This window comes from Paenibacillus sp. HJGM_3, from assembly GCF_045062745.1.
Taxonomy (GTDB): Bacteria; Bacillota; Bacilli; order Paenibacillales; family NBRC-103111; genus Paenibacillus_AA.
Window position 1 is genome coordinate 21,534 of the sequence record NZ_JBJGED010000040.1, and the last position, 25,815, is coordinate 47,348.

The 25,815-nt window shown below is 56.9% G+C and carries 24 protein-coding genes and 1 tRNA gene; 8 read left to right on the forward strand and 17 right to left on the reverse strand.

Going from position 1 to position 25,815, the window contains the following annotated elements:
• Window positions 1-7: 7 nt before the first annotated feature.
• The 4 genes from ACI5FR_RS30390 to ACI5FR_RS30405 form a co-directional block, all read right to left on the reverse strand.
• Window positions 8-841 carry a glycosyltransferase family 2 protein gene (locus ACI5FR_RS30390; protein ID WP_405461489.1) on the reverse strand — a complete coding sequence of 278 codons (834 nt, stop codon included), beginning with the start codon at window positions 839-841 and terminating at the stop codon, window positions 8-10.
• Window positions 834-1,898, reverse strand: coding sequence for a putative cytokinetic ring protein SteA (steA, locus tag ACI5FR_RS30395; RefSeq protein ID WP_405461490.1), 1,065 nt, complete (start codon window positions 1,896-1,898; stop codon window positions 834-836). The genes ACI5FR_RS30390 and steA overlap by 8 nt, the downstream gene beginning before the upstream one ends.
• 160 nt (window positions 1,899-2,058) lie before the next feature.
• Window positions 2,059-2,367: a hypothetical protein gene (locus ACI5FR_RS30400; RefSeq protein ID WP_405461492.1), complete on the reverse strand. Its 309-nt coding sequence runs from the start codon at window positions 2,365-2,367 to the stop codon at window positions 2,059-2,061.
• An 85-nt stretch (window positions 2,368-2,452) separates the two neighbouring features.
• A complete protein-coding gene (locus ACI5FR_RS30405; RefSeq protein ID WP_405461493.1) occupies window positions 2,453-2,587 on the reverse strand; it encodes an aspartyl-phosphate phosphatase Spo0E family protein in 135 nt (44 codons plus the stop codon).
• Window positions 2,588-2,927: 340 nt separating this feature from the next.
• Here ACI5FR_RS30405 and ACI5FR_RS30410 point away from each other — a divergent pair, with 340 nt between their 5' ends.
• The 5 genes from ACI5FR_RS30410 to ACI5FR_RS30430 all read left to right on the forward strand — a co-directional run bounded on the left by ACI5FR_RS30410 (window position 2,928) and on the right by ACI5FR_RS30430 (window position 7,448).
• Window positions 2,928-3,284: a YhjD family protein gene (locus ACI5FR_RS30410; RefSeq protein ID WP_483875164.1), complete on the forward strand. Its 357-nt coding sequence runs from the start codon at window positions 2,928-2,930 to the stop codon at window positions 3,282-3,284.
• On the forward strand, window positions 3,281-4,549 hold the full coding sequence (locus tag ACI5FR_RS30415; RefSeq protein WP_405461497.1) for a DNA polymerase IV: 1,269 nt from the start codon (window positions 3,281-3,283) through the stop codon (window positions 4,547-4,549). Before ACI5FR_RS30410 ends, ACI5FR_RS30415 begins: the two co-directional genes overlap by 4 nt.
• Window positions 4,546-5,040, forward strand: coding sequence for a YhjD family protein (locus tag ACI5FR_RS30420; RefSeq protein WP_405461499.1), 495 nt, complete (start codon window positions 4,546-4,548; stop codon window positions 5,038-5,040). Before ACI5FR_RS30415 ends, ACI5FR_RS30420 begins: the two co-directional genes overlap by 4 nt.
• 350 nt (window positions 5,041-5,390) lie before the next feature.
• Window positions 5,391-6,743 (forward strand): arsenic transporter, encoded by a 1,353-nt coding sequence (locus ACI5FR_RS30425; protein WP_405461583.1) that lies wholly within the window; start codon window positions 5,391-5,393, stop codon window positions 6,741-6,743.
• 39 nt (window positions 6,744-6,782) lie between these two features.
• The gene (locus ACI5FR_RS30430) at window positions 6,783-7,448 is read left to right on the forward strand and encodes a DUF2642 domain-containing protein (RefSeq protein WP_405461501.1); all 666 of its coding nucleotides are present in this window, start codon (window positions 6,783-6,785) and stop codon (window positions 7,446-7,448) included.
• 158 nt (window positions 7,449-7,606) lie between these two features.
• Here ACI5FR_RS30430 and ACI5FR_RS30435 read toward each other — a convergent pair.
• Both ACI5FR_RS30435 and ACI5FR_RS30440 read right to left on the reverse strand, forming a co-directional pair.
• Window positions 7,607-7,678: transfer RNA gene (locus ACI5FR_RS30435), tRNA-Lys, on the reverse strand.
• Between the two features lie 73 nt (window positions 7,679-7,751).
• Window positions 7,752-8,267 carry a phosphoesterase gene (locus ACI5FR_RS30440; protein WP_405461503.1) on the reverse strand — a complete coding sequence of 172 codons (516 nt, stop codon included), beginning with the start codon at window positions 8,265-8,267 and terminating at the stop codon, window positions 7,752-7,754.
• 210 nt (window positions 8,268-8,477) lie between these two features.
• On the opposite strand from ACI5FR_RS30440, the gene ACI5FR_RS30445 reads away from it, so the two are divergent.
• On the forward strand, window positions 8,478-9,455 hold the full coding sequence (locus tag ACI5FR_RS30445) for a quinone oxidoreductase family protein (RefSeq protein WP_405461505.1): 978 nt from the start codon (window positions 8,478-8,480) through the stop codon (window positions 9,453-9,455).
• Between the two features lie 201 nt (window positions 9,456-9,656).
• A complete protein-coding gene (locus ACI5FR_RS30450) occupies window positions 9,657-10,280 on the forward strand; it encodes a C40 family peptidase (protein ID WP_405461507.1) in 624 nt (207 codons plus the stop codon).
• Here ACI5FR_RS30450 and ACI5FR_RS30455 read toward each other — a convergent pair.
• A complete protein-coding gene (locus ACI5FR_RS30455; RefSeq protein WP_405461509.1) occupies window positions 10,270-11,193 on the reverse strand; it encodes a S66 peptidase family protein in 924 nt (307 codons plus the stop codon). The genes ACI5FR_RS30450 and ACI5FR_RS30455 overlap by 11 nt on opposite strands.
• A 283-nt stretch (window positions 11,194-11,476) precedes the next feature.
• On the opposite strand from ACI5FR_RS30455, the gene ACI5FR_RS30460 reads away from it, so the two are divergent.
• Complete coding sequence (locus ACI5FR_RS30460; RefSeq protein ID WP_405461511.1) at window positions 11,477-13,132, forward strand: sialidase family protein; 1,656 nt, start codon at window positions 11,477-11,479, stop codon at window positions 13,130-13,132.
• A gap of 42 nt (window positions 13,133-13,174) precedes the next feature.
• Here the strand turns inward: ACI5FR_RS30460 and spo0A are convergent, their stop codons facing one another.
• From spo0A to ACI5FR_RS30510, 10 genes are all read right to left on the reverse strand, one after another.
• Window positions 13,175-13,975 (reverse strand): sporulation transcription factor Spo0A, encoded by an 801-nt coding sequence (gene spo0A, locus ACI5FR_RS30465; RefSeq protein WP_405461513.1) that lies wholly within the window; start codon window positions 13,973-13,975, stop codon window positions 13,175-13,177.
• A gap of 216 nt (window positions 13,976-14,191) precedes the next feature.
• Complete coding sequence (spoIVB, locus tag ACI5FR_RS30470; RefSeq protein WP_405461515.1) at window positions 14,192-15,520, reverse strand: SpoIVB peptidase; 1,329 nt, start codon at window positions 15,518-15,520, stop codon at window positions 14,192-14,194.
• Between the two features lie 110 nt (window positions 15,521-15,630).
• Window positions 15,631-17,343, reverse strand: a complete 1,713-nt coding sequence (gene recN / locus ACI5FR_RS30475; protein WP_405461517.1) for a DNA repair protein RecN — start codon at window positions 17,341-17,343, stop codon at window positions 15,631-15,633.
• Window positions 17,344-17,363: 20 nt separating this feature from the next.
• Window positions 17,364-17,816 carry a transcriptional regulator AhrC/ArgR gene (gene ahrC, locus ACI5FR_RS30480; protein WP_405461520.1) on the reverse strand — a complete coding sequence of 151 codons (453 nt, stop codon included), beginning with the start codon at window positions 17,814-17,816 and terminating at the stop codon, window positions 17,364-17,366.
• Between the two features lie 14 nt (window positions 17,817-17,830).
• Window positions 17,831-18,283, reverse strand: coding sequence for a hypothetical protein (locus tag ACI5FR_RS30485; RefSeq protein ID WP_405461522.1), 453 nt, complete (start codon window positions 18,281-18,283; stop codon window positions 17,831-17,833).
• A 203-nt stretch (window positions 18,284-18,486) separates the two neighbouring features.
• A complete protein-coding gene (locus ACI5FR_RS30490; RefSeq protein ID WP_405461524.1) occupies window positions 18,487-19,317 on the reverse strand; it encodes a TlyA family RNA methyltransferase in 831 nt (276 codons plus the stop codon).
• Between the two features lie 57 nt (window positions 19,318-19,374).
• Window positions 19,375-21,264 (reverse strand): 1-deoxy-D-xylulose-5-phosphate synthase, encoded by a 1,890-nt coding sequence (gene dxs / locus ACI5FR_RS30495; protein WP_405461526.1) that lies wholly within the window; start codon window positions 21,262-21,264, stop codon window positions 19,375-19,377.
• Window positions 21,242-21,844 (reverse strand): hypothetical protein, encoded by a 603-nt coding sequence (locus ACI5FR_RS30500; protein ID WP_405461528.1) that lies wholly within the window; start codon window positions 21,842-21,844, stop codon window positions 21,242-21,244. The genes dxs and ACI5FR_RS30500 overlap by 23 nt, the downstream gene beginning before the upstream one ends.
• Window positions 21,845-22,650: 806 nt before the next feature.
• Window positions 22,651-24,720: a hypothetical protein gene (locus ACI5FR_RS30505; RefSeq protein ID WP_405461530.1), complete on the reverse strand. Its 2,070-nt coding sequence runs from the start codon at window positions 24,718-24,720 to the stop codon at window positions 22,651-22,653.
• A gap of 186 nt (window positions 24,721-24,906) precedes the next feature.
• Entirely contained in the window at window positions 24,907-25,815 is a 909-nt protein-coding gene (locus tag ACI5FR_RS30510; protein WP_405461532.1) for a polyprenyl synthetase family protein, read from the reverse strand.

Here is a 25,815-nt window from a genome sequence, read left to right on the forward strand (position 1 = left end):
TCCTCCTTCATCCACCCCGAGTCCTTAGCTTCTTAAACCATTTCAACCTCTTCAGGCTCATCTCCCTGGAATCCCATCGAAGCGCGAGCGTGCGCAGCACCGCCCAGAACTGGCGTCCGCGGTGCAGGAAGCCGCGCCAATCGCGCCCCGTCTCCCGATGGCGGAGTGGCAGCTCGATCTCCTGCACGCGGTAGCCGAGCCTCACCGCGTCGATCGTCAAGCCGACCTCGATGCCGAATCCGGCGGCGAGCGGTCCGATCCGCTCCAGCAGCTCGCGCCGCACGGCGCGCTGCCCGGACAGCGGCGCCGCGGCCTCGTAGCCGCTCAGCCGGCGGATGCCGCCCGCGGCGAGCCGCTTCACGAGGCCGAAGCCGCCCCGCCGGCCCGCGGCCGGGAAGCGGGCGACGACCATGTCCGCCTGCCCGGCCGCGAGCGGCTCCAGCAGGCGGGCCAAGTGCGCCGCGGACTCGCCGAGATCGGCGTCCGCGAACAGCAGCACGGCGCCGCGGCTCGCCTGGACGCTGGTGCGCAGGGCGGCGCCTTTGCCGCGGCGCCGGCTGTGGCGCAGCGCGGCGTCGGCGAGCGGCCGCGCCACGGCGAGCGTGCCGTCCTCGCTGCCGTCGTCCACGACGACGAGCTCGGCCCGCCCGGCGAACAGCGCCTCGCTGCACGCGTCCGCCATGCAGCGCAGCGCCTGGAGCGTGGCGCCGAGGCGCTCCGCCTCGTTCCACGCCGGAACGACGATCGACAGCGCGACGGGCCGCTCCTGTGCTAACTGCCTCCCCGCGTCATCCGCCCTTTGCATCCTAGGCGCGTCTACGCCTTTCCGCCCGTTATACATACGCCTGCTGCTCCCGTCCGCGTCCCGTCTTGCGTGCCGTCTCCAGCGACGCCGGCGCCGGGAAAAGACGGCTTACGCCTTTGGCGTCGATCAGCCTGTCGCCGATCTTCATCCGGACGAGGAGCGTGCTGGCCATGCCGGCCCGCCCCTTGGACAGGAAATCGGCGATATGGCTGTGGGCGCCTACGGAGACGATCGCCTCCGCCTCCTGCTCGTAGGCGAGCAGCATCGCCATGTCCTCGCTCGTACCCGGCGCGAACAGCTGGTGCGCGTGCAGCCCGAGCTGGCGCACCCGCTTCCAGCCCGGCGCATAGCCGTTCGCGTAAGCGTGTACGATGAGCTCCGCTCCCGAGCGCAGCCCCCGGTCGGACACGCTGTCCATGTCGCCGACGATGCAGTGCGGCCGCCAGCCGGCCGCGATCAGCGCGTCCGCGCCCCCATCGACGCCGACTAGCACGGGTCGCACCCGCTCGATGTACGGCTGCAGGCTGCGCAGGTCCTCCAGGTAGTCGGACCCCCGCACCACGACGACCGCCGGACGCCCCTGGAAGCGCGTCCTCAGCCGCGGCACTTGCAGCGGCTGCAGCACCGCTTCCTTTTCCTGGGCCGCATGGGTGAGCGTATTGTCAATGAAACGCAGGCACGTCTCGTGCCATCGTTCCGACGAAGCCCGGACGGCTGCGGCGAGCGTCTCCTGCGTGACCGGCGTGCACGCGTACGCGTTCCCGTTCACCTCGATCGTCTCCCCCAGCACCTGAACGCGCATCCCGTCCTCGAGCAGGTCGAAGACGTCCTCCGGGATATCGAACACCGGGATGCCCCGCTCGAGAAGAGGCTTCGCACCCTCGTGCGGGTACAACCCGGATACGGTGCGGGCCCCGTTCAACACCGCCCGAACCCGGGCATCGGCCAGCCCTTGCGCCGCCAGCCGGTCCAGGTCCTCATGCCGAATCGCGGCTATCGCTCCCCGATCGATCGTCTGCAGCAGCTCCTTCGTCCTCGTGCCCACTCGTACCGTGCCCGTTACCGCCCAATTAGAATCGATTCCTGTCCGCATCCGCACTCACACTCCGCTCCCGTCCGGATCCCGCGGAAATCCGGACGCCACGCTTTCCTGTTAGTATGGGACAAGCGGCGCCGCCGCATGCATCGCGAGACGTTCGGAGACACAAAATCCTCACAAAAAAATCCCCGCCTTCCCGGCAGGGACTGTCGTGTCAAGCTCGACTCTCATCGTCGTTCTGTTGCGTACCGCCCGTCTGTGCCTCCTGTGGGGCGCCCTGCGGCGGATAGTACGAATACGAGTAGTAGTAATTGTACGGATTTACAGGGTAGTCCTGCAGATAATCCAGGTAGTCCGTGATATAGTAAGGCGAGTAATAACCCGGCTTCAGCAGGAACGGCCAGGTCAGCCAAGGCAGCCAGCCGATGCCTCCGGTCAAAAATCCGGGTCGCGCAAACCGCCCTCCTCCGTGAAGGTAAAGGGGAGGCCTGCTCGCATGAGCGGGTTGTCGTGCATTTGCCATCTCGCGATCTCTCCAGTTCCGAGTGTCGACTTACCATAGACTATGGCCCGGTACTCGATTTGGTGAGGGGTCGCCGCCTGCTCCGTCAAGAAATGCGACGCTTCTTTTGTCTTCTCAGATGAAACACCAGATACCGATCCAGTAACTGGCTCAGCTCCAGCACATGCTCGTCCAGAAACGTGCCTTTTTCCATCGCCAAGTTCACAAGTTTCGTGCGCAAATGCTCAATAACATCCTGTTCTGACATGCTCGTTCATCTCTCCGTTCGTCATCTTCCACAACACACAATCCGTATTATAGAACGAACCGACTGTAAATGTATGTCACAATTTGTCTATAACTTGTATCTTTTTTGTGAACTTTTATACAAAAATTTTTGTGACTCTTTCTCATCGCCCTCCCCCTACTCGCCCGGTTTTTCAGATTTCCCGCCGCTTTCCGCGAATTCGTCATTTTCCAAGAAATACACCTTGCATAAAGAACATACGTTCGATATATAATAAGGAATAGGAATATATGTTCGCATTTTGGTGGTGGTGAGGATGCAACCGAACTTGAGGATGGAAACCGAAGACGACATTCAGCTGATCAAGCGGTATACGCTGATGCCGATTCTGCTCGATATGCTGGCCCGCGATGCGGAGGAATTGGCCGCGTACCGCGACAAGATCGTCTACAACCATCTCCTCTATTACCTGAAGGAGGTGGAGACCGCGCTGTTCCGGCACTTGCAGACCGCGAAGCAGGAGCTGAGGCAGCGGGACATCCGCATTCTGAGCACGGAGGCGAATGTGAAGGGCATCCACGTGGAGTACCAGATTCGCGGCTATGTGCACCAATTCAATATGCTTCGCAGCTTGATCAAGGCCGAACTGATGACCTTGCTGATGCATACAGGGGGGAAGGGCGGATTATGAGCGGAAAACGCGAACGCGTCATTATGCTGGCGGACTGCCAGAGCTTCTACGCCAGCGTGGAGAAAGCCGATCATCCCGGCTGCAAGGATAAGCCCGTCGCGGTGGCGGGCGATCCGGCCCGCCGCTCGGGCATCATTCTGGCCGCGTGTCCGATCGCCAAGCGATACGGCGTCTCGACCGCCGAACGGCTCGGCCAGGCGCTGGCGAAGTGCCCGGAGCTCGTCGTCATGCGGCCCCGGATGCAGCATTACATCGACGTCTCCCTGATGATCACCGAGATCTACAAGGAATTCACCGATCTCGTGGAGATCTTCAGCATCGACGAGCAGTTCCTCGACGTGACCGCGAGCCTGTCGTTCTTCGGCGGCGCCGAGGCGATCGCGCGCTCCATTCAGCAGAAGGTGCTCAGCCAGACCGGCGTATGGGTCCGGATCGGCATCAGCTCGAACAAAATTCTGGCGAAGATCGCCACCGATATCTGGGCGAAGAAGAACGAGAGCGGCATCTTCGCCCTGCCGAAGGCCGACGTCGCCGAGAAGCTATGGCCCGAGCCCGTGAACAAAATGTTCGGCGTCGGCTCCCGCATGACGGCCCACTTCGCCCGGCTCGGCATGTTCACGATCGGCGATATCGCCCGCACGCCGCTGCCCGTGCTGAAGGAGCGGTTCCGGGCCCGCTTCGGGAAGCAAAGCGACATTCACGCCGAGGTCATGTGGCGCACGGCCAACGGCATCGACGACTCTCCCGTCACGCCCGGGACGTTCACCGCGCAGCCCAAGTCGGTCGGCCATATGATGACGCTCCCCCGCGACTACTCGGACCATGCCGAGGTGGAGACGATCCTGCTCGAGCTGTGCGAGGAGGTGTGCCGCGACAGCCGGCGCAAGGGCTATATGGGCCGGGTCGTGGCCGTCAGCTGCATGTGCAGCCCGTTCGAGTCGCCGACCGGCTTCTCCCGCCAGATGAAGATGCCGGATCCGACCCATAACACGAACGCCGTGTTCCAGGCGGCGAAGACGCTGTTCTACCGGCACTGGGACCGGATGCCGGTGCGCCGTATCGGGGTCACGCTGACGAGCCTGGTCGAGGACAAGGGCTATCAGCTGACGCTGTTCGAGGACCTCGTCAAGTCCCGGGCGCTGGACGAGGCGACCGACCGGATCAAGGACCGGTACGGCAACTTCGCCATCGCCCGGGCATCGTCCTTCACGAGCGCCGGCCAGGCGTCGGAGCGCTCGCATAAGATTGGGGGCCACTACAAATGAGCAAAAAGCTCCAAGGCAACGGGCTGTGGGAATCGAGCCGCATGATGCTGCCGCAGCATCGCGAGCAGTCGCTCCGCCCCTCGAACGGCAAGCCCTCCCTCCCATCCGAGCTCCCGACGAAGCGGGATCTGGACATGATCCGGGACTACATTCTGCTGCCCGTGGCGCTCGGCATCGTCGAGAAGCGGCGCGCCGAGATCGAGCGGTCCTCGGAGACGCTGAAGGGCTTGTACGCCGCCGCCGCGCACGTCCTGGCGAAGACGATTCGCGAGGACATGCGCAAGTCCCGCCAGCAGCTGCTCGAGAGCGAGATTCGCGTCTACGAGGACGCGAAGGACGACACCGAGCTGCACTACCGGTACACGTGCCGCAGTCATGACGACGAGCTCGTCATGACGAAGGATTTCATGCGGGCCGAGATCAGCGCGCGCATCGGCCGGTACGTGAACAGCCTGGTCGCCTCGATCCAGGAGGGGGCCAAAGCCCGGTAGGCTCGACCGGCGCGAGCCCGAAGCGAGCCTGCCCTAGAACCCCGCCAGAACCCTGCCTGTCTAGGCCGGGTTCTTTTTTTGTACGCCGACAAATGTCCTGTAGAGACAGTTGTGCATGCGAGGTAAGTATCAATCCTAGCATTTTGTTGATTTTACTAGAGTTTAGGGAAAGGTCCTAGTACCCCCTTTGTCCCAAAGGCGTATAAATGCAGTATGCAATTGAATCAGTAAGACATTTGGAGAGGAGGGATACGCATCCCGGCAAGCAACCTATTATGATTCGATTGCCGACTGGAAATGTCGCTAGAAAGAGCAGGCACCTTGTTACTAGAAAAGAGGGTTGGATGCAGATGCACGACGTTACGATTCTTCTTACTGTCCTTACCTTTTTGCTCACGATTTCGTTTATTTTTTGGCGCCCGAACGTGAACGAGGCGATCCCCGCCACCATAGGCGCCATCGTCGTATTGCTCAGCGGAAGCGTGTCCTATTCGGATTTAGGCACCATCACGACGACGATCGGCGGGGCGGCGATCACCATTATGGCTACGATCGTGATGGCGATCGTTTTGGAGAGCTTCGGGTTTTTCCACTGGGCCGCCGAAAAGCTGCTCGTACGAGCCCGGGGGTCCGGCATTCGCTTGTTTTGGTACACCAATCTCCTTTGTTTCTTAATGACGCTGTTCGTCAACAACGATGGCAGCATCTTGATCACGACACCCATCTTATTGATGCTCCTTCGCAATCTAGGGCTGAAAACCCATCAAAAGATCCCTTACTTGCTGTCCGGCGCCTTAATCGCGACCGCCTCCAGCGCACCGATCGGCGTGAGCAACATCGTGAATCTGATCGCCCTCAAAATCGTGCACATGGACTTGTACATGCACACCGCCATGATGTTCGTGCCGGCTTCGGTGGGGCTACTCGTTCTGGCCGGCCTGCTGTTTGTGTGCTTTTATCGCGCCCTGCCGCGCCACCTGCCGGCCGCCCCTTCGGGATCTTGGAATGCTCCGATCGACAAGAAGGCGCATCCGCTGCAAGAAAGCACGGCGCTCATCCCCATCGAGAAGCGCGGCAAGTTCATGCGCAACATCCTGCTCTTCGTCTTTGGCGTACGACTGAGCCTGTTCGCCGCCTCGTATGTGCATTTTCCCGTCCCGGCGATGGCGATACTCGGCTCCATTGCGCTGTTGGCCTGGCGATGGTTTGCGCTCAAAATCACACCGCTCGATATGTTGAAGAAAACGCCGTGGTATATTCTCGTCTTTGCGTTCAGTATGTATGTCATCATTTATGGGCTGCACAATATCGGGTTAACGCAAACGCTCATTCATATTTTTAAGCCCCTCGTTTCCCAGGATATCGTTCATGCCAGTGTGATGATGGGGGTGCTGGTCTCCGTGTTATCCAACTTGTTCAATAACCATCCGGCCTTGATGGTCGGAACGCTGACCTTGACGAATATGGATTTGGACCCCTTGACGTTGAAAATCGCTTACTTGGCCAGTGTCATCGGCAGCGACGTCGGATCGCTGTTACTGCCTATCGGAACGCTCGCCACCTTAATGTGGATGCATTTGCTGAAGAAGGGCAACGTGAAAATTAGCTGGGGGCAGTACTTGAAAGTGACTTCGGTTGTCATCCCTATCACAACCATTTTTACTTTGTTCATTCTGGCCTACTGGGTCTATTGGTTGTTCTAGGTTTTATGCGAAACAGTATCGTGTACAGGAGGTATTCTCATGAGCACGCCCCTTCATGCTTTGCTGGATCGGCAAGTCGATGTCGCCATCTCCGGCAACCATCGTCTTACAGGCCGATTCGCCGATGCGGGCTTGGATCTAATCGTCCTCCAACAGGAACAGCGATTTTACTATATTCCTTTGATTCATATCCAGAGTTTACAAGAAGCCCGAACGTCCACGGCCGAGTCGGTCTATGCCATGCCGGAGCCCTTCCTGGGAACGGACGGGTTCTCCTTCCGGAAACTGCTGAATCATGCCAAAGGCCGATTCGTGGAGATTTTCATCGCTGGCAACAAGTCGTTTCACGGCTACTTTACGAGCATCATGAATGATTACTTCGTCTTCTACTCCCCCGTGTACAAGGCGATGTACGTCTCCATGAATCACTTGAAATGGTTGATTCCTTATCCGTCCGAGTCGGCCCCTTATACACTCCCCCCTTCATCCTTGCTCTCGGGCTCGATTCCCGTCCCCTTGTCCCGAACGTTCGCCGAACAATGCAAAAAGCTCGAAGGGAGTCTCGTCATCCTCGATCTTGGCGAGCACTGCGAAAAAACCGGATTGATCGGGTCCGTCGATCAGCAGATGGCGGAGCTCATCCAAGCGGACGGCAAGGTGGTCTTATGGAACATGCACCATTTAAAAACGATTACTTTGGTATAATCAAAAAAACGACCCCGTAAAGAGGGTCGCTAGAGAAGAGACAGGCTATGCAACAAATGCACACCATAACTTATGAGGCCCGTTGTTAAAAAGTGTGGGTGCTCACCCTACAACAGAAACCCCCGTCGAACGATCTCGACGGGGGTTCCCATGCGCTATAGGCCCGGTGGGGGTCGAACCCACAACCTACCGGTTAAGAGCCGGTTGCTCTGCCATTGAGCTACGGACCTGCGTGGCAAGTGAGAACTATCATAGCACGCCCTCGCAGAGGTGTCAATCCTTTAATTGAAGGAAGGGTGGGGCTCACCCTCCCTGCTCCTCGCTTACGACAACGGCATCCCGGATCTGCTCGAATGGAATCGGCGTGTACGCCCAATGCTCCACGGAGACGTTGAAATGCTGCTTTCCCTCGTACTTCTGCCCATGGATGTGCCCGTGTACATTGACGTAAGGCATATGCTTGTTCATGTACATCGGCTCGTGCGACAGGAAGAAGAAGTCTTTGTAGATGATCGGATACTCGCTCACCTCGTCGAATCCGGCGGCGAGCCACCACGCCCTCGAACGCCCGCGGTCATGGTTGCCCATAATGAGCGTCTTGTACCCGTTCAGCCGGCTGACGATCGCTGAGGTCTTCTCCTGCCCCAGGAACGAGAAGTCGCCCAAGTGAAACACACGGTCTTGCTCGCTCACTACCGAATTCCACCGGGCGACCATCACCTCGGTCATCTCCTCGACGTCGGCGAAAGGCCGCCCTTCGAAAGCAATAATGCCTTGGTGCCCAAAATGGTGGTCGGAGATAAAAAAAGTGTTCGGCATAAGGTTCCTCCTCTTCAAGTACAATCGCATATCCCATGTACTCCACCTTAACCTAGAAATTGTAAACATTATACATACCAGGCAACAGGAAAGCAATGAATCATTTAAGCCCTCACCTCAAGGCTGGATTTCGATGAGCAGTCACGATAAAATGACAATAAACATATTTGTGAAATTGAGTTTTACACATTGAAACTCAGGAGGTGCGGGATGAAAGCGGTCATGCTCGAGAACTATGGCTCCCCGGAGCACATGAAGCTGGTTGACGTGGAGATCCCCTCGATTCAAGCGAAGCAAGTGCTGATCCGGGTCCATGCCACATGCGTCAATTATGCCGATATCAAAGCCCGATACGGCAACAAGGGCAAGGGCGGGCGCCTGCCGCTGCTGCTAGGGCTTGAGGCCGCGGGCATCGTCGAACGCGTGGGCGACGAGGTCACCTCGCTCGCAGTCGGGCAGCGCGTGCTCGCCTTTCCTCACGAGGGCTCGTATGCGGAATATATCGTGGCCGACGAGAATCTTACCTTCGCCCTTCCCGACAGCCTAGACATGGAGACGGCGGGCGCCTGCGGCATCGTGTCGTTCCTCTCCTACAAGCTGCTAGCCGACGTGGCCCGCATGGAGCCCGGCGAGACGGTGCTCGTCCACTCCGCGGCCGGCGGCGTAGGCACGACGGCCATCCAGGTAGCCAAGGCGCTCGGCGCCGGGCGGGTGATCGGCACCGTCGGCAGCGAGAGCAAGGTGGACATGGCACTCCAGGCCGGAGCGGATCATGTCATCTGCTACGAGACGACGGACTTCGCCGCCAGGGTGAACGACATCACCGACGGCCGGGGTGTCCAGATCGTCTTGGACTCGATCGCCGGAGAGATCACATCGAAGAGCATGGCGTGCCTGGCCCCTTACGGCCGGTTGGTCATGTTCGGCAATTCCAGCGGCAGCTATGGGCAGGTGAGCACCCAAGACTTGCACGCGAGCTGCCGCTCCATGCTCGGCTTCAGCCTGGGTACGACCCGCCGGGAGCGGCCCGAGCTGCTTCAGGAGCCGGCGAAGCACGTGTTCCGTCTCCTGGAGAGCGGACAGCTCGACATCAAGATCGGGCGCAGATTCCCTCTGAGCGAGGCTGCGCTCGCCCATCAATGGGTCGAGAGCCGGAACAGCATGGGCAAAGTGCTATTGCTTGTGTGAGACAAGTCCGAACCTTTAGATAAACATACGTTATGAAATAGCGCCACTATCCGCGATACATAACGGAGTAGGGGCGCTAATTGATTCGTCGGCTTCGATGCCTCGCTTACTGCCATTATTTTGCGTGTTCCCGTGACTGAATCAGGATGCTATGTTTACAATAGGCATTTCGTCAAAATCTATACAACACGGGAGGCTAAAATGAAAAAATCGATTATTTTGAGTTCCGCGTTAACTTTAAGCATTCTTTTTTCGGGTTCTGCATCGGCAGCTACATATGACAAATATACCGCAAATGAAAGCGATACCTTATGGATCATTGCCCAGAAATATGGTGTAAGTCTGTCCAGTTTAATGGCTGTGAATCCAAAAGTCGATCCATCCAATATTTACAAGGGATTGACCATAAACATTCCAAATGATCGGACGTCGGATTGGGAAGCCAAAGCGGACGCCATCATTGCCAAAGGAAAGACACAGCTTGGAGTTCCGTATGTTTTTGGAGGCGACCTTCCCGATCAAGCTTTTGACTGTTCCGGATTTACTCAATTTGTTTTCCAAGAGATTGGAATCGAGTTACCTCATTCGTCTTCCATGCAGAGCGATCTAGGAACATTCGTTCCAGCGGATCAATTACGAAAAGGCGACTTGATCTTCCTGAGTGACACGTACCAACCCGGAGTGTCGCATGTGGGAATTTACATTGGAAATAACAAAATGCTGCACGCCGGAACAATGGGTACTCGTGAAGTGAAAATATCCGACTTATTTGGAGTTCCCTACTATGAACAGCATTATTGGGGTGCTAAACGCCTTATACAGTAACGGTCGGTTCAAGAACGGTCAATGTATTAATATACGTGTTAAGATTCACGGTAGCTCCAATAGGGACAGCGGCTTTATAAACGCCATGAGCAGAAGATAAATTGGTCATGAGCGGCTTACCTATTGGAGCTATTACTTCGTCTATTAAATCATCGTACGATTTTCCGTAAGCATTTTGGCAGCCTGTACACTCTCCCATTACAATCCCAATACAATCCTCGAATTTTCCCGCTAATTTTAAATGATTGATCATTCTATACACTTTGTTAATGGGTTCGTGAGTCTCTTCAAGGAACAAAATTTTCCCACTCGTATCCATCTCGTATGGAGTTCCTAATGTGTCTATTATTGAAGTAAGGTTACCCCCAACAATAGGCCCGGTCACATTGCCGGGAACTTTACTTATAAGCGACATAGTTGGTGGGTTTTGGATCCTTCTTGGAGCCGACAATGTAGAAGTCGCTTCAAAAAATTGGTTAAAATTATAAGCTGGAGTAGTTACTCTGAAATCAATAAGAAGTAAACTGGAAAAGGTAACTAAATTAGAAAATTGATACAAGGTGTTCATTAATACGGAAATGTCACTATAGCCCGTCAATATTTTAGGATTAGCGGAGATCGTCCCGTAGTCCAAGTAGGGAAGAATTCCAGCAACTCCGACTCCTCCTCTAGTGGGTAAAATCATATTCACCTGTTTATTCACGAACATCCTCATCAGGTCGGATGCTCTTTGTTCATCTGTTCCTGCCAGATAACCATTAACCGAATATACATAGTCGCCTAGAACAACCTGAAACCCCATCCTTTGTAAGACGGAAATTCTATTATTGATTGTGTTTGAACCGAGAGGGCTTCCCAATGTTACAATTCCAACTGTATCGCCATGCTTCAATATAGGTGGATAAGTAGGCATGACTCGACACTCCGCTCTCCCCTAAAGTCGTATCTAATTTATGTTTGGGAAGCGCAAAACATGTTGGAAGACAATCGGGAAGGCCCATGAATAAATTCATGAGCCTCTCCCATCCGGACGTGCGGGCGACGCATCCCGGCTTTATGCCGACGCCTTTCGCCAGAGCCTGAGTCCCTTTGCAACAGCATAAAGCATTCGACGGGCACGTATACATCCAAAGGGTAAGCCGCGTGGCTGGTCGTCACGTAACGGGCTTAAACAACGAAAGGATGATGATAATGATATGATCCAAACGAGACCGATGCGGCGTCTCCTGAGCGGCAGCCTGCTGTTCCTCGCCCTGCTCCTATTCGGCCAACCCGCCTTGGCCGCGCCGGAAACGCTCAGCATTACCCTAGGAACCCAATTCAACGTGGAAAACGGCGGTACCGCCACCCGGCATCTCCCGTTCCTATTCCACGAGAACAACCGTGTGTTCGCAACCTTCAGCCAGCATCCGGATGCCGTTCTCTATCCAACGACGGACGCGATCCGAGTGTCATCGGACAACGGGGCCACATGGCCGACTTACGTGCAAAATACGGCCTTCTATCTGACTAGTATCCTTCGGTTGGCGAACGGGAACTTAATGGGGATGAATTATGTGACCCAGCGGGTGAACGCGCGCAATTCGACCGCCTTCTATTCGATCTCGAGCGACAATGGCGCAACCTGGACGGCATTCACGGGCAACGTCGCCTTTCCTCAAGACCAAGCTTCGAACAGCGCGAATTGGGGTGGGTTCCAGTTTCATCGCAACTTGCTCCTGATGCCGGACGGCTCCATTCAAGGCACGATGTATGGGAAGTACGCCACGGATACCAAGTACCGGGTGCTGTGGGTGAAGTCCACGGACGGAGGCGCGAACTGGAGCGTAGTCACCACAGTCGCGTACAGCACGACGGTCGGTCCGGAAGGCTACTGCGAGCCGGTGTCGATTCGCGCCGCGGACGGGTCGCTGCTCATCGTGATGCGGGTTGGCAGCGGAACGGGCAATCCGCTGTACCACACGCGTTCAACGGATAACGGCCTGACCTGGAGCACCCCGACGACGCTGCCGGGGGTCGATGCCGCCGATACGTACAGCGTCGATCCCGACCTCACAATGATGGACAACGGAACGCTCGTGCTCAGCTTTGGCCGGCCGATCACCAAGCTACTGTTCTCATTGGATGGGAGCGGTTATTCCTGGGGGTTCCTGACTACCGGCACGTTCGCGGCTACCGCTTCCAATTACACCGGCGTTCGGGAAGTGGCAGCCAACAAGCTGCTGCTCATCTCGGACAACACGACCCGCACGGGAATCATCGGCAAGTATATCGATGTCGTCCGGTCCGCCATTCCGATGAACGGCTTCGAGAGCGATGCGGCAGGGAACGCGCCAGCCGGCTTTACGGTTGTCGGAGGCAATGCGACCGTCGTCAATAGTCCGGTTTATGCGGGCACGAAGGCGCTGCGCATCTACGATACATCCGCTTCCGTTCTGACCAACGTAGTGAAGACGACCACCGCCAAGTCCTACAAAACATTTGAAGCGATGATTCGACCCGTGGCTTCGCCGTCCGGCAACATCATCAGCTTGAATAGCGGCGCCAACGACAATGCGCACAGCGTGTTTCACGTCAATATCCAGGCTAATGGCTCGATTGCCTGGTATAACGGCGTTTCCTGGACGGTTTTGCCCGGCGCCGGGGCGGGCACCGTCACCTTCAGCGCGTGGAACAAGCTAAAGATCGAAGCCGTCAGCACGACGCGGGCCAACATCTATGTCAATGACGTGCTGAAGGGCAGCATCGGCAAATGGAACACGTTCGCGACGATCGACCGGGTTCGCTTCATGAGCGGATCTACGGCCGGCACGGGAGACGACTATTACGTCGACAATTTGTATTTGGATTAAAGGAAGAGGGGCGCATAGCGCCCCTCTTCGATCGTTCGGATATTAGCTCACCTTATGCTCGATCCGCAGCTTGTCGGCCACCATCGCGATGAACTCGCTGTTGGTCGGCTTCGACTTGCTGATGTTGATCGTATAGCCGAACAGGTGGCTGATGCTGTCGATGTTGCCGCGCGTCCAAGCGACTTCAATCGCGTGACGGATGGCGCGTTCGACGCGGCTAGGCGTCGTTTTGTACTTTTCGGCAATGGCCGGATAGAGCGTTTTGGTGATCGCCCCGAGAATCTCGATGTTGTTGTACACCATCGTGATCGCCTCGCGCAGGTACTGGTAGCCCTTGATGTGCGCCGGCACCCCGATCTCGTGAATGATGGTCGTGATGTTCGCGTCCAGGTTCTTGCCCTTCGTGATCGGCACCACGTTCGTCCGCATCGGCGAACTCGAGGAAGTAACGGTCTGCGAGCTGTTCGATACGAGCTGGCGAATCCGATTCGTCAATATATCCATATCAAACGGTTTCAAAATGTAATAGGAGGCGCCCAACTGAACGGCCTTTTGCGTGATGTTCTCCTGCCCGAAGGCGGTCAGCATAATGATCTTCGGCTGCGGATTCAAGTTCATCTCGCGCAGCTTCTCCAATACCCCGAGGCCGTCCAAATGCGGCATAATGATATCGAGAATAAGGACGTCCGGCACTTTCTTATGCTGTTCCATATACTTCAAAACTTCATTTCCGTTGTAAGCTACACCGGCAACCACCATATCGTCTTGTTCGGAGATAAATTCTGAAAGTAAGTTGGTGAATTCTCGGTTATCGTCTGCGAGCAATACTTCGATTTTCTGCAACTTCATATCCTCCTTAATCCATGGGCAATATGGTTTCGTGTTTCTTAGTTATAGGATTTCGACAAGCGCACCGATTTTCCTTCTGTCGAAAATTATTTTTGTTTATTTTTTACGCATTTTATTTTATAATTAATAATTTATTCCATGAACTTGCACATTTCGACACGCCTCAGCATTTTTCTTCCGTGCCCCGTAAGAGAAAAAATCTTAAGGCCTCTAGCTCGCCTTAAGATTCGAGGATACGCTCGGTTTCAGCACGATACCAGCGTCTTGAAGCATCCATTCGATAAAGCAGCCGTACCCGGAGGAAGGATCATTCACGAATACGTGGGTGACAGCCCCGATCATTTTGCCGTTTTGGATAATCGGACTGCCGCTCATCCCTTGCACAATACCGCCGGTTTTGTCCAGCAAACGCTGGTCGGTAATTTTGATCACCATGCCCTTCGTTGCCGGGAAATCCTGCTTCGTCACATGGACGACTTCAATATCGAACTTCTCGACCTTCTGCCCGTTGACCACGGTGTAAATGTGGGCCGGCCCTTCCTTGACCTCTTCGGCGAACGCCACCGGAATCGGCTCCTTGTGAAGGCTGTGTTCGGGCGAATTGTACATTTTGCCGAAGATGCCGAAGGGTGTGTTTTTCGTAATGTTGCCCAACACCTTGCTGTCGTCGGTAAATGTAGCCCGCTTCTCGCCCGGCTCTCCGTTTTGGCTTTTGGAGATCGAGGTTACGTTCGAATGGACGATTTGGCCGTCTCCGATCGGAATCGGCGTTTGCGTGTCCATGTCGGTGATGACGTGTCCCAGCGCGCCATAAACGCCTTGATCCGGTGCGTAAAACGTCAAAGTGCCTACCCCCGCAGCGGAATCCCGGATGTATAAGCCGAGCCGATACGATTTATCATAAATATCATAAGTAGGCTGTATCGAGATGTTCACGGCTTGTCCGTTTCGCATGATCGTCAGATGAAGCGGCTTGTTCTGTTCCCCCGCCTTCCTTACGATTTCCGCGACCTTGGAGACATCCTTGATCGGCGTGTCGTCGATTTTGACGATCAGATCGCCTACTTGAATTTTGGCCTCTTCTCCCGGCGACGTCTTCTTGTCTTCCGCCGCAGCGACGAGGTGGTGGCCTACGACCATAATCCCGTCCGACTTGATTTTCACGCCGATCGTCTGTCCGCCGGGAATCACCTTCAGATCCGGAACGACGTTGACCTTGACGGTTTTGAGCGGGATTTTGCCGAACAGCTTCAGCTTCATCTCCGTGGCGCCGCTCTGATCGGAATGGAGCGAGATCGGCTTGTTCAGATCAACCTGGAACGATTGCCTGGCTTCTCCGTTTACTTTGACAATATCCGGATTGACCGTTACCTGAGCATGGACGGGCATCGAGAGATGGAGCTCCCTGTCTTGACCGGAGAACAGCCGAAGCTCATCGGGAAACGAAGCGAAATTTTGAAATGGGGTGGAAATACAACCTAAACAAACGATGAAGACGAGCATAAGACCCAAGACTCTTTTCGTTTTGCCGGAACCCAACTTCTATCACGCTCCCCTTTGCTGCCTGACTAAAGATGCTTTTGGCGTACTTATAAGGTATCCCCGGCCAAATGGATTTATAACTGAAAATGATCCCACCGTTCCTTCATTTAGCTTGCGTTGGCGCTCATTTTCTTTTCATTCGCGAGCTCGATCATCTCTCGGGCGTGACTCAGCGTCGTCTCGGTCACCTCTACGCCGCCGAGCATCCGGGCCAGCTCCCGAATGCGCTCCTGCGGCTGCAGATCGGTCACCCGGGTGAATGTACGCTCCCCGTCCACCGTCTTATGAATCGCGTAATGGGCATCCGCCATGCAAGCCACTTGGGGCAAGTGGGTGATGGAGAATACTTGGCAATGGCGCGACAGGAACGACATCTTCTCGGCGATCGCCTGTGCCGCCCGTCCGCTCACGCCCGTGTCGACCTCGTCGAAGACGAGCACGGGGATGCGGTCGAGGCGCGAGAAGATCGCCTTCATCGCCAGCATGATCCGCGACAGCTCGCCGCCGGAGGCGATCTTCGCCATCGGCCGCAGAGGCTCTCCGGGATTGGCGGCGATCAGGAATTCGACCTTGTCCAGCCCTTCGCGGGTCGCCTTGCCTCCCTCCAGCCGTTCCAGCTGAACCTCGAACCGCGTCCGTTCCATATGTAAGCCCTTGAGCTCCTGCTCGATCTCCCGGGCTAGCTGCTCGCTCGCCGCGCGTCGGGCCTCCGACAGCTGCTCGCCCAGCTGCATCAGCCGCTCGCGCTGCTTCTCGGCCGCCTGGCGGAGCGCCTCCCGCTTCTCTTCCTTATTATCGAGCACGTCCATCTCGACCTGAATCGATTGTAGGTATGCCAAAATATCGGCAACGGTATCTCCGTACTTGCGCCGCAGCGTGGAGATCAAGTCGAGCCGGGTCTCGATCTCGTCCAGGCGGGCCGGATTGAACTCGACGTTATCCCGGTAATCCCGCAGCTGGAAGGCGGCGTCCTCGAGCTGATAAAACGCGGTTTGGATTTGTTCCAATAAGGGCTTAAGCACATTGGCATCGACCGAAGCGATATCCTCTACGCGATGCATCGCCTTGCCGATGGCGGAGAGGGCGCCGCCCTTGTTGCTGCCGTATAAAGCGTCGTAAGCGTCCGCTACGCTCTGATAGCACTTCTCTGCATTGGATAGCTTGCGCTTTTCTTCCAATAACGATTCATCTTCGCCGATTTTTAGCTGTGCCGCCGAAATTTCCTCGATTTGAAATCGGTACAAGTCCGCCATCTGCAGCGCCCGCTTGCCGGTATCCTCCAATTGCGCCCATTCCTTGCGCAGCTCGGTGTACCGGTCGTAGGCTTCCTCGTACTGCGACTTGAGCGCACCGATCCGATCGGCGGCGTACATGTCGAGCCAATGCAGGTGCTCCTCCGGCTTCATCAGCGACTGGTGCTCGTGCTGCCCGTGAATGTTGACCAGGCAGTCCCCCACCTCGCGCAGCATCGTCAGATTGACGAGCTGGCCGTTCAGGCGGCTCGTGCTTTTGCCTTGCGCGGATATTTCGCGCCGGACCACGATCGTCTCATCCGGAGAGGCCTCGATGCCGATCCGCTCGAACACCGCCCACACCGGGTGCGTCGGCGACACGTCGAATTGGGCCTCGATCTCGGCCTTCTCGCAGCCGTACCGCACAAGGTCGGACGCCCCGCGTCCTCCCGCTACGAGGCCTAGCGCATCGATAATGATCGACTTGCCGGCGCCGGTCTCCCCCGTGAGCACATGGAAGCCTCTATGAAACGTCAGCGAGACGGCCTCGATGACCGCCAAATTGCGTATGGACAACTCCGTTAACATGGCGCGTTCCCCTCCTCCTTCTAGGTGCCCAGCAAGCCTAGAAATTGTTCCACGACCTTGCCGCTCTGCTCCTTCGTCCGGCAGATGATGAGGATCGTGTCGTCTCCGCAAATCGTCCCCATGATCTCCGGCCACTCCAGGCTGTCGATCAGTGCCCCGATCGTATTGGCTGTCCCCGGCAAGCATTTCATCACGACGAGGTTGTCGGTGTAATCGATATGCACGAAATGGTCGACGAGCGCCCGCTTCAGCTTCTGAATCGGATTAAACCGCTGGTCTGCGGGCATCGAATATTTGTATCGGCCATCGTCCATCGGGACCTTGATGAGATGCATTTCCTTGATGTCCCGGGAGACGGTCGCTTGCGTCACATGGAAGCCGGCTTTCCGGAGCTGATCGACCAGCTCGTCCTGCGTCTCGATCGCTTGATTGCTAATGATATCGCGAATTTTAAAATGGCGTTGGGCTTTCATGCCCATCCCCCCGATCATAGTTCGATTTCGAATTGCACGGTGCGTATGGAGCGGCCCGCCACATCCACATAAAGCACGCCGGCGGCTTCCGGATACAGCAAGCTGTAGACGAGCAGATGCTCGCGGAGGCCGCTGCCGGTCATATCGATAGGTTTCCTCTCTCTGGCGAATTTCACCACGAACCATTGGCGGTCCTTCTCGACGAACCCGTCGGCGAACAGACGGCTCTCGAGCGTCGTCCCGTCCAGGGTAACGGTAATCGGAATTTTCACCTTCCCGGCGATCCATCCGTAGCCGGCTTCCTCGATCAGCTCCAGCGCTTCCTCGGAGGCGACGAGAATCTCGTCGTGCCTCGGCACGGAGCGGTATAGGGGCAAATCCCCTTGCTGCCGCTTCACCCGGATATATAGCCAGATGGCGGCGACCGCCAATATCAATAAGATGACCCAAGAATCTTTCGCCTGCACTCCCGCTCACCTCGCTTAGTACTTCTAGCCGGGCGGGGGAAATTCCTGTTCGCGGCGGAAAATTTGTGGGGCGCACAAAAACAAAAAACGCTCTTCGCCTCCAACGATGGAGGAAAAGAGCGTGTGCTTCACGCTTGTTCAATATAGGCTCAGTATATCACGGTAGGCCGCAAGAGTCGAGAGTCCGATCCGGAGAGCTCGTCCTACCGAAACGCCCCCGAAGCCGTCTCCACGATCTCGTCGATGAGCGGCTGCAGCGCCGCCTCATCGAGGCACCCCGGCGCGTCGAGGCGGTTCACCAGGTGAACGAGGAACTCGATGTTCCCCTCCCCGCCCGTGATCGGCGAGAAGGTGAGCCCCTTCACGCCGAACCCCGTCTCCCGTGCGAAGGCGAGCACCGTCCGCAGCACGTCGCGGTGCGTCTCCGGCTCGCGCACGACGCCGGACTTGCCGACTTTGTCGCGCCCCGCCTCGAACTGCGGCTTGATCAGCGCGACGGCTTCCCCGTCCGCCGCCAGAATGGCGTGCAGCGGCGGCAGAATGATGCGGAGCGAGATGAACGACACGTCGATGCTGGCGAAGGTGGGCGGAGGGCCCGCCAGGTCCGCCGGCTGCACGAAGCGGAAGTTCGTCCGCTCCATCACTTGCACCCGCGGATCGTTGCGCAGCTTCCAATCCAGCTGGTTGTAACCGACGTCGAGCGCATACACGTACGACGCCCCATGCTGCAGCGCGCAGTCGGTGAAGCCGCCCGTCGAAGCGCCGATGTCGAGCATAACGGCGCCTTCAAGCGAGAGGCCGAATGCCTTCAGCGCTTTCTCCAGCTTCAGGCCGCCGCGGCTGACGTATGGGTGGATCGCGCCCTTCACCGTGATCTTGGCGGAGCGGTCTACCTTCGTACCCGCCTTGTCTACCCGCTCCTCTTGAACAAAAACAAGGCCGGCCATTATGGCCGACTTCGCTTTTTCCCTGCTATCGTAGTACCCTTGCTCGACCAAGAGTACGTCCAACCGTTCCTTGCTGCCTGCTGCCATAATCGCCGCTCTCGCTCCTCTTCCTGCGCGTCGTCGTGCACCTCGCTGCTTAAGCCGTTAAGCCCGCGCCCGCTTGCTGCGCGTCAGAAGCGCCTTCACTTCCGTTACGATCCGCTCGACGGTCAGGCCCGTCTCCTGGCGCTGCTCCTTCACGCTGCCGTGCTCGACGAAGTAGTCGGGAATGCCGATCGCCTTGACCTTCATGCCGTGAATATTGCGCGCAGAGTAGAACTCCATGACCGCGCTGCCGAATCCGCCCATTATGGCGCCTTCTTCCAGCGTCACGAGGCTCGCGCCTTCTTTGTACAGCTGGAGCAGCATATCCTCGTCGATCGGCTTGATAAACCGCGCATTGATGACGCGTAGCTGGATGCCCTCGGTCTTGAGCTGCTCCGCCGCTTCCTCCGCAATCTCCAGAAGCGGCCCCATCGTCAAGACGGCATAGCCTTCGCCCTCGCGGACCACTTCCCAGGAGCCGATCGGGATCGGCCGCATCTCCGGCTCCATCTCGACGCCCACGCCGCTTAAGCGCGGGTAGCGCACGGCAATCGGCCCTTCGTTGTACTCGACTGCCGTCTTCATCATATGCCGCAGCTCGTTCTCGTCCTTCGGCATCATGACGACCATGTTCGGAATGCTGCGCAGGAACGCCATGTCGTAGACGCCCTGATGCGTCTCGCCGTCCGCGCCGACGAAGCCGGCCCGGTCGATCGCGAACACCACATTGGCGTTTTGGCGGCAAATATCGTGCACCACTTGATCGTACGCCCGCTGCAGGAAGGTCGAATACACCGCAAACACCGGCTTCAGCCCTTGCAGCGCCAGCGAGGCGCACAGCGTAGCCGCGTGCTGCTCGGCGATGCCGACATCGATCATCCGCTCGGGGAACCGCGCTCCGAACTTCAGCAGCCCGGATCCCGCCGGCATCGCCGGGGTCACGGCCACGATCCGTTCATCCTGCTCCGCCAGCTCCATCAAGGCATGACTGAACACCTCCGTGTACATCGGAGGCCCTACCGCCTTGATGAATTGGCCGGACTCGATCTTGTACGGGCCGCCGCCGTGCCACGACTGGGAATCGGCCTCGGCCGGCGAATAGCCCTTTCCTTTCAACGTCAACACATGCACCAGCACCGGTCCGTTCACTTTGTCGGCCTGGCGGAACGTCTCGAGCAGCTTAGGCAAGTTATGGCCGTCGACCGGACCCAGATAAGTAAAGCCCAGCTCTTCGAACAACACGCCTCGAACGAGCAAGTATTTCAGGCTATCTTTGACCCGCTCCGCGGTTTTGGCCAGCGTGCCGCCGATGGCGGGAATTTTTTTGAGCAGATGCTCGACTTCTTCCTTCACCTTCAGATAAGTGCCGTCGGAACGAATTTTGCTCAAATAATTGTGAAGGGCTCCCACATTCGGAGCGATGGACATCTCGTTGTCGTTCAGCACGACCATCAGGTTTTTCTTCTCGTGCCCGATATGGTTCATCGCTTCCAGCGCCATCCCGCCGGTCAGAGCGCCGTCGCCGATAACCGCCACGACCTTGTTGTGCTCGCCCTTGAAATCCCGGGCCATCGCCATCCCCATCGCTGCCGACAGCGACGTGCTGCTGTGTCCGGCTTCCCAGACGTCATGCTCGCTCTCCGCGCGCTTTACGAACCCGCACATCCCCTTGTACTGGCGAAGCGAGTCGAACTGCTCCCGGCGACCGGTCAGCAGTTTATGTACATAGGCCTGGTGACCGACATCGAAGATGAATTTGTCCTTCGGACTGTCATAGAGGTAATGCAAAGCCAGCGTCAGCTCGACGACCCCCAGGTTGGGAGCCAGATGCCCGCCGGTTTTGGACAGCTTCTCGATGAGAAAATCGCGAATTTCTTGTGCCAGTGGTTCCAGTTGAGCCACGCTCAGCTTCTTCAGGTCTGTTGGACTATTGATTTGATCTAGCAGCACGTTTAGAGCCCCGCTTTCCGTTCGACTTGTTCTTGCGCCCATTGAATAGCCGTATGCCACACCGGCGCTCGAGGAAATAGAAAAACTTGCCGATCGCAAGAACAATTTCCGTGGCATAATGAATCGAGAACGATTTCCCTACCGCCTTGCCGCCTACGGTAAGCGCAGACACAAGCGCGGTGAATAACACACTCACTATAGTATAAAGGACCGAGTGGCCCTGAAACATCGAATTGACCAGCTTCAGCACGACCAGCGCGCTGGCTGTGCCGCTAATGACGCCGGCAATGTCGCCGATCACGTCGTTGCAGAAGTTGGAGAATTTGTCCGCGTTGCGTACGATATAGATCGCATGGCGCGCACCATGAACCCGCTCCGCCGCCATGGCGTGAAACGGCTTCTCTACTGCGGATGCCGCGGCGATACCCATCATGTCGAAGAAAATGCCGACGAGAATGATGGCGAACACAACCAACATGCCGGCTCCCCAGGCGAAGCCCTCCAACAGCGTTGTCGAGGTAATGCTGATCGCACAAGACAGCGCGAAGGTCACCGCAAATATAAAAATACTCCATCTCATGGAGCCTTTCAAAGAAAACTTCAATGCTAACGCCCCAATCGTACTGCTTGGAGGTAAAGGAGTGGCAGCTTCTTGAGTAAACGCTGTGGCTTAGGTCCAGTAGGTTTTCCCAGGCAAGGCACCTTCCCGTCGCCGAAAAGGCGGTTTCCCTTTATGCTCGCCTTGTTGGCGTCGCCGGCCATCAGACTGGATTACCACTCAGTCCACACTATAATCCCCAAGAAGCCTCGTATCATACGAACAGTCTAGGAGTTTTCCTCGGGCAGTCCTGCATCCATTTCTTAGCCTCTTTTGCAAATCCGGTTTCATTAGGATTGGGAGCGCGCCACCTTGGCCAAAGCAGCGAACTCCTACTGTTGCCCCCATCCCGATCGCTCGGTGTCGAGGCCCTCTCCTAACCCCCCCAAGGCTCACTCAAGGCAGGCTACGCTGCATACAAGTCATCTTAGAATAAGTAATAAATTCAGGTGAGACTCGCAATTGCAGGTTCATACCCCAAGCCGTATCCCGGCGCACGCTGGCGCTCACGAAACACGCACTTGGGCCTCCGCGGAAGAAGGGTCAACGCCCGCATGCCATTGCAGATCGCCCCTCAACCTTAACTCCCAGCATCAGCCCCCGACTGGGCGTCAGAAGCCAACACAAGGAACTTCATCGATGTGCCCTTTGGCGAATTTTTAGGCCCGCCTTCAGAAATGGGAGACCGACTAGAATACTGCACCACTCGCATTCAGAATCCATTATAGCATAAAAGAAAAAGGATGCTCAATGGAATGAGCACCCTTGACCCGCCGCAGCGGTCTTGCTTACCAGGCATCGCCCGAACGTTTGATCGCCACGTTGTCGAACGAGGCGAGTCCATTCGCCACAGCGATATTGTTGTGGCCGAGATACAGCTTCAGAATATCCGTATTGACGCTCGGAGCGGTGAAGGTGAACGTGTAGCTCTGCCACGAAGTGCCGCTGACCGTCACGCTCCCCAGTGTCGTGCCCGTCGTTTCGTCGTACATCCACACTTTGCCGCCGGCCCCGGAGCTGTCAACCTTGGCATCGAAGGTGACGACGTAGCTCGCCGATGCCACCTCTTCATCCCATCGCTGGTAGATCGTCTGAGCGGTCGAGCCGTCGGACTTCAGGGTCAGGCCGTAAGTCCCGGACTTCTTATTCGCACTGTCCAGGTACGCGGTCGCACTCGTGGAACCTACTCGCGTCCAACGGGACGGCAGGGTGGCGTCCCCACTCGACTTCAGCTCGAAGCTTTGGTTGACCAGCTTCACCGGATCCCACTTCATAATTCCGGCGAGCACGAGCGCTTCAAGGTGGCGATCCGCTGCGAACCCGCTGTCGTCGAACTGGTAGGCTGCGATTTTCCAGGCCTGGTTGTCGAACTGGGCGAGCTTGATCCAGCTTGGCATATCCGTCTTATAGATCCCGTCGGCGCACAGCGAGCCTTGCCCCCCGTTCACATAATTGTGCAGCGACGGCGACGTGTTCGACTGGTTCCACATCTTGACCGTGAGCGTATCGGTGAATTTGTCCATGTCCGTACCGCTGTAGATGAGATCGTCGTTGAACATGTCGAGGGAGGCGTCGACGTCGATATTGCCATGTGACGTGTCCTCGACGGAGGTCGAATATCCCGCGTAATTCCAGTTGTAGGCCGTTCCATTCGCCGTCAGGGAATTTTTGAAATACTGGTTCATTTTCTTCGCCTTATCGAGGTAATCGACGTTCCCGTTCACATCGTAGAGCGTGTTCAGCATTTGCGCGAAGATGAGAAATTGATTGTAGGGAAGCGGGTCTAAAGTTGTGGAAGTCGCGAAGGCGTCGATCTTGGTCGATTCCTTGTAATAGCCTGTTGTGGAGGAGACGCCCACCCAGGTATTGCCGACTTGACTTGCGGAAGTTTGCCACTTGGGGACGACTTCCGTCTCGAGGAAGCTCCGATAGGTGTTCGCCGTAGTTGCGTAAGCGGAGAGAGCGGTAGCATTCTCGTTCACCAGCTTCACGAATTTAGCGATCGGCAGTCCGATCATCCCGTCGTGCACGAGGAACGGATAGCTGGGGGCGAGCCCGACATTGTCGAAGTAGGCGATCCCGCCGGTTACGGTATACGACATATGCCCGAGCCATACTTCGAGCGTATGCCCGGCGGCCGGAGTGGTGAAATCGACTTTGTAAGAGCCCCAGCTCGTGTCGTCGATCGTGATGCTGGCCAGAATCGTGTTCGTCGTCCGGTCGTGGATATACGCTCTTCCCATAGCGGCCGAGCCGTTCGTCTTAGCCGACAACGTCAGCTGATATTTGGTGTTGGGTACGTAGCTGAAGCCTTGATACAGCTTTTGCCAGGAGGTGCCGTTCGTCTTGAGCACGAAGCCGTACGTATCGGAGCTGCATGTGCCGGGAGGGGCATAATCGCCTGAAGCGCTGGACCGATAGGCGGTCGAGGAGGTGGACTGGAAGCGGGTCCAGGAAGCCGGCGTCAAGGAGTCGGAGCCTGCGGTTTCAAAGTCGCCATTCGCGATCGCCTGCGGGGAATACCGGCCCGTAGTCCAGCCGAGGTAACCGTCTCCGTCCGAATCGCTCGCATTGGCGAGAATGGTATCGGCGTGGGTCTTGAATTTATCGAGCCATGCGGTGCTTTTCGTCAAGTCGTACATGTCTAGGTAACTGTTGATCAGATAGCTCTCGCCCCAAGCCAGAAACGCGGAATCCGAAGTGTTGTAGTAGTCGTTCTCGTGGACATTGTTGTAAGCGACATAGTCGTCGTACCATGGGTTACCCGAGGCGAATGCCGCCCCGCTCGGAACGAGCAAGGCAAGCAGCAGCACCATGCAGAGCATGAAGCGCGTACGGCGTTTTTGAACGAATAACATTACAATTCCTCCTTTTTTACCAGATATGTAACCGTTTACAAAATAGTGGATTGCAAACCCCTCCCCGGTTCACATTTTCATTGTCGCATATCAGCTAACAAATGTATATATCTTGTCAATATCTTGTACTAAACTTGTTATGGGTGAAAATAAAAAATAGCCTTCCGGGTTTCGGAAGACTGATCTTTAATAGTCTCGATGCACTAAGTAATCGGCCAGCTCCAGCAGGCGCTCCGGCTGCGGGAGTGCGGCCCCGAGCAGCGCCGTTTTGCCCCGTTCTGTCAGCTCCTCGACCTTTCGCTTGGACGCCTCCAGCCCGATAAAATACGGATACGTAACCTTCTGCTGCTTCTCGTCACTCTTAACGGGCTTGCCCAGCTTCTGCTCGTCCCCGATCAGGTCGAGGATGTCGTCTTGAATCTGGAAAGCGAGTCCGATCGATTGGCCGAACGTCTGCAGCGCCGTGAGCTGCTCGGGCGTCGCGCCGCCGACGAGTCCGCCTGCGCGCAGCGAGAACACGATCAGGTCGCTCGTCTTGCGCAAGTGGATATACTCCAGCTCCTCGAGCTGCGTGATGCCTTGCTCGCCCTGCATATCCGCGGCTTGGCCCCCGACCATCCCGTTCGCGCCCGCTAACATGGACAGCTCCTCGACGATCGCGAGGACGCGATTCGCGGGCACCCCATGCAGGCGCGACGCCTGGACCACGCTGTAGAACGCGTGCGTCAGCAGGCCGTCCCCCGCGAGGATCGCCATCGCTTCGCCGTACACCTTGTGATTCGTCAGGCGGCCGCGGCGATAGTCGTCGTTGTCCATCGCCGGCAGATCGTCGTGAATGAGCGAGTACGTATGGATGATCTCGATCGCGCAAGCGACCGGCATGGCAGCTTCCGCCTTCTCCTCGCCGACGAGCGCTTCCGCGGCGGCGAGGACGAGGATCGGTCTCAGCCGCTTGCCTCCGGCCATAAGCGAGTAGTCCATCGCCTCGCGCAGCGTGCGCGGTACGTCCCATTCCCGCGGAAGCGAGCGTGTAAGTTCGGTCTCGATTCGAGCCGCCCGGGTCTTGATGTAATCTTGAATCGTGAATGGGCTCAA

What these genes read in the sequence shown, in the direction of transcription:
- ACI5FR_RS30500 (WP_405461528.1), bottom strand. Translation starts at nt 21,844, where the DNA reads ATGAGATGGAGTATTTTTATATTTGCGGTGACCTTCGCGCTGTCTTGT.
- ACI5FR_RS30390 (WP_405461489.1), bottom strand. Translation starts at nt 841, where the DNA reads ATGTATAACGGGCGGAAAGGCGTAGACGCGCCTAGGATGCAAAGGGCG.
- steA (WP_405461490.1), bottom strand. Translation starts at nt 1,898, where the DNA reads ATGCGGACAGGAATCGATTCTAATTGGGCGGTAACGGGCACGGTACGA.
- ACI5FR_RS30415 (WP_405461497.1), top strand. Translation starts at nt 3,281, where the DNA reads ATGAGCGGAAAACGCGAACGCGTCATTATGCTGGCGGACTGCCAGAGC.
- recN (WP_405461517.1), bottom strand. Translation starts at nt 17,343, where the DNA reads ATGTTAACGGAGTTGTCCATACGCAATTTGGCGGTCATCGAGGCCGTC.
- ACI5FR_RS30425 (WP_405461583.1), top strand. Translation starts at nt 5,391, where the DNA reads ATGCACGACGTTACGATTCTTCTTACTGTCCTTACCTTTTTGCTCACG.
- ACI5FR_RS30420 (WP_405461499.1), top strand. Translation starts at nt 4,546, where the DNA reads ATGAGCAAAAAGCTCCAAGGCAACGGGCTGTGGGAATCGAGCCGCATG.
- ACI5FR_RS30445 (WP_405461505.1), top strand. Translation starts at nt 8,478, where the DNA reads ATGAAAGCGGTCATGCTCGAGAACTATGGCTCCCCGGAGCACATGAAG.
- ACI5FR_RS30455 (WP_405461509.1), bottom strand. Translation starts at nt 11,193, where the DNA reads ATGCCTACTTATCCACCTATATTGAAGCATGGCGATACAGTTGGAATT.
- ACI5FR_RS30505 (WP_405461530.1), bottom strand. Translation starts at nt 24,720, where the DNA reads ATGTTATTCGTTCAAAAACGCCGTACGCGCTTCATGCTCTGCATGGTG.
- ACI5FR_RS30490 (WP_405461524.1), bottom strand. Translation starts at nt 19,317, where the DNA reads ATGGCAGCAGGCAGCAAGGAACGGTTGGACGTACTCTTGGTCGAGCAA.
- ACI5FR_RS30410 (WP_483875164.1), top strand. Translation starts at nt 2,928, where the DNA reads ATGGAAACCGAAGACGACATTCAGCTGATCAAGCGGTATACGCTGATG.
- ACI5FR_RS30430 (WP_405461501.1), top strand. Translation starts at nt 6,783, where the DNA reads ATGAGCACGCCCCTTCATGCTTTGCTGGATCGGCAAGTCGATGTCGCC.
- ahrC (WP_405461520.1), bottom strand. Translation starts at nt 17,816, where the DNA reads ATGAAAGCCCAACGCCATTTTAAAATTCGCGATATCATTAGCAATCAA.
- ACI5FR_RS30400 (WP_405461492.1), bottom strand. Translation starts at nt 2,367, where the DNA reads ATGGCAAATGCACGACAACCCGCTCATGCGAGCAGGCCTCCCCTTTAC.
- ACI5FR_RS30450 (WP_405461507.1), top strand. Translation starts at nt 9,657, where the DNA reads ATGAAAAAATCGATTATTTTGAGTTCCGCGTTAACTTTAAGCATTCTT.
- ACI5FR_RS30440 (WP_405461503.1), bottom strand. Translation starts at nt 8,267, where the DNA reads ATGCCGAACACTTTTTTTATCTCCGACCACCATTTTGGGCACCAAGGC.
- ACI5FR_RS30460 (WP_405461511.1), top strand. Translation starts at nt 11,477, where the DNA reads ATGATCCAAACGAGACCGATGCGGCGTCTCCTGAGCGGCAGCCTGCTG.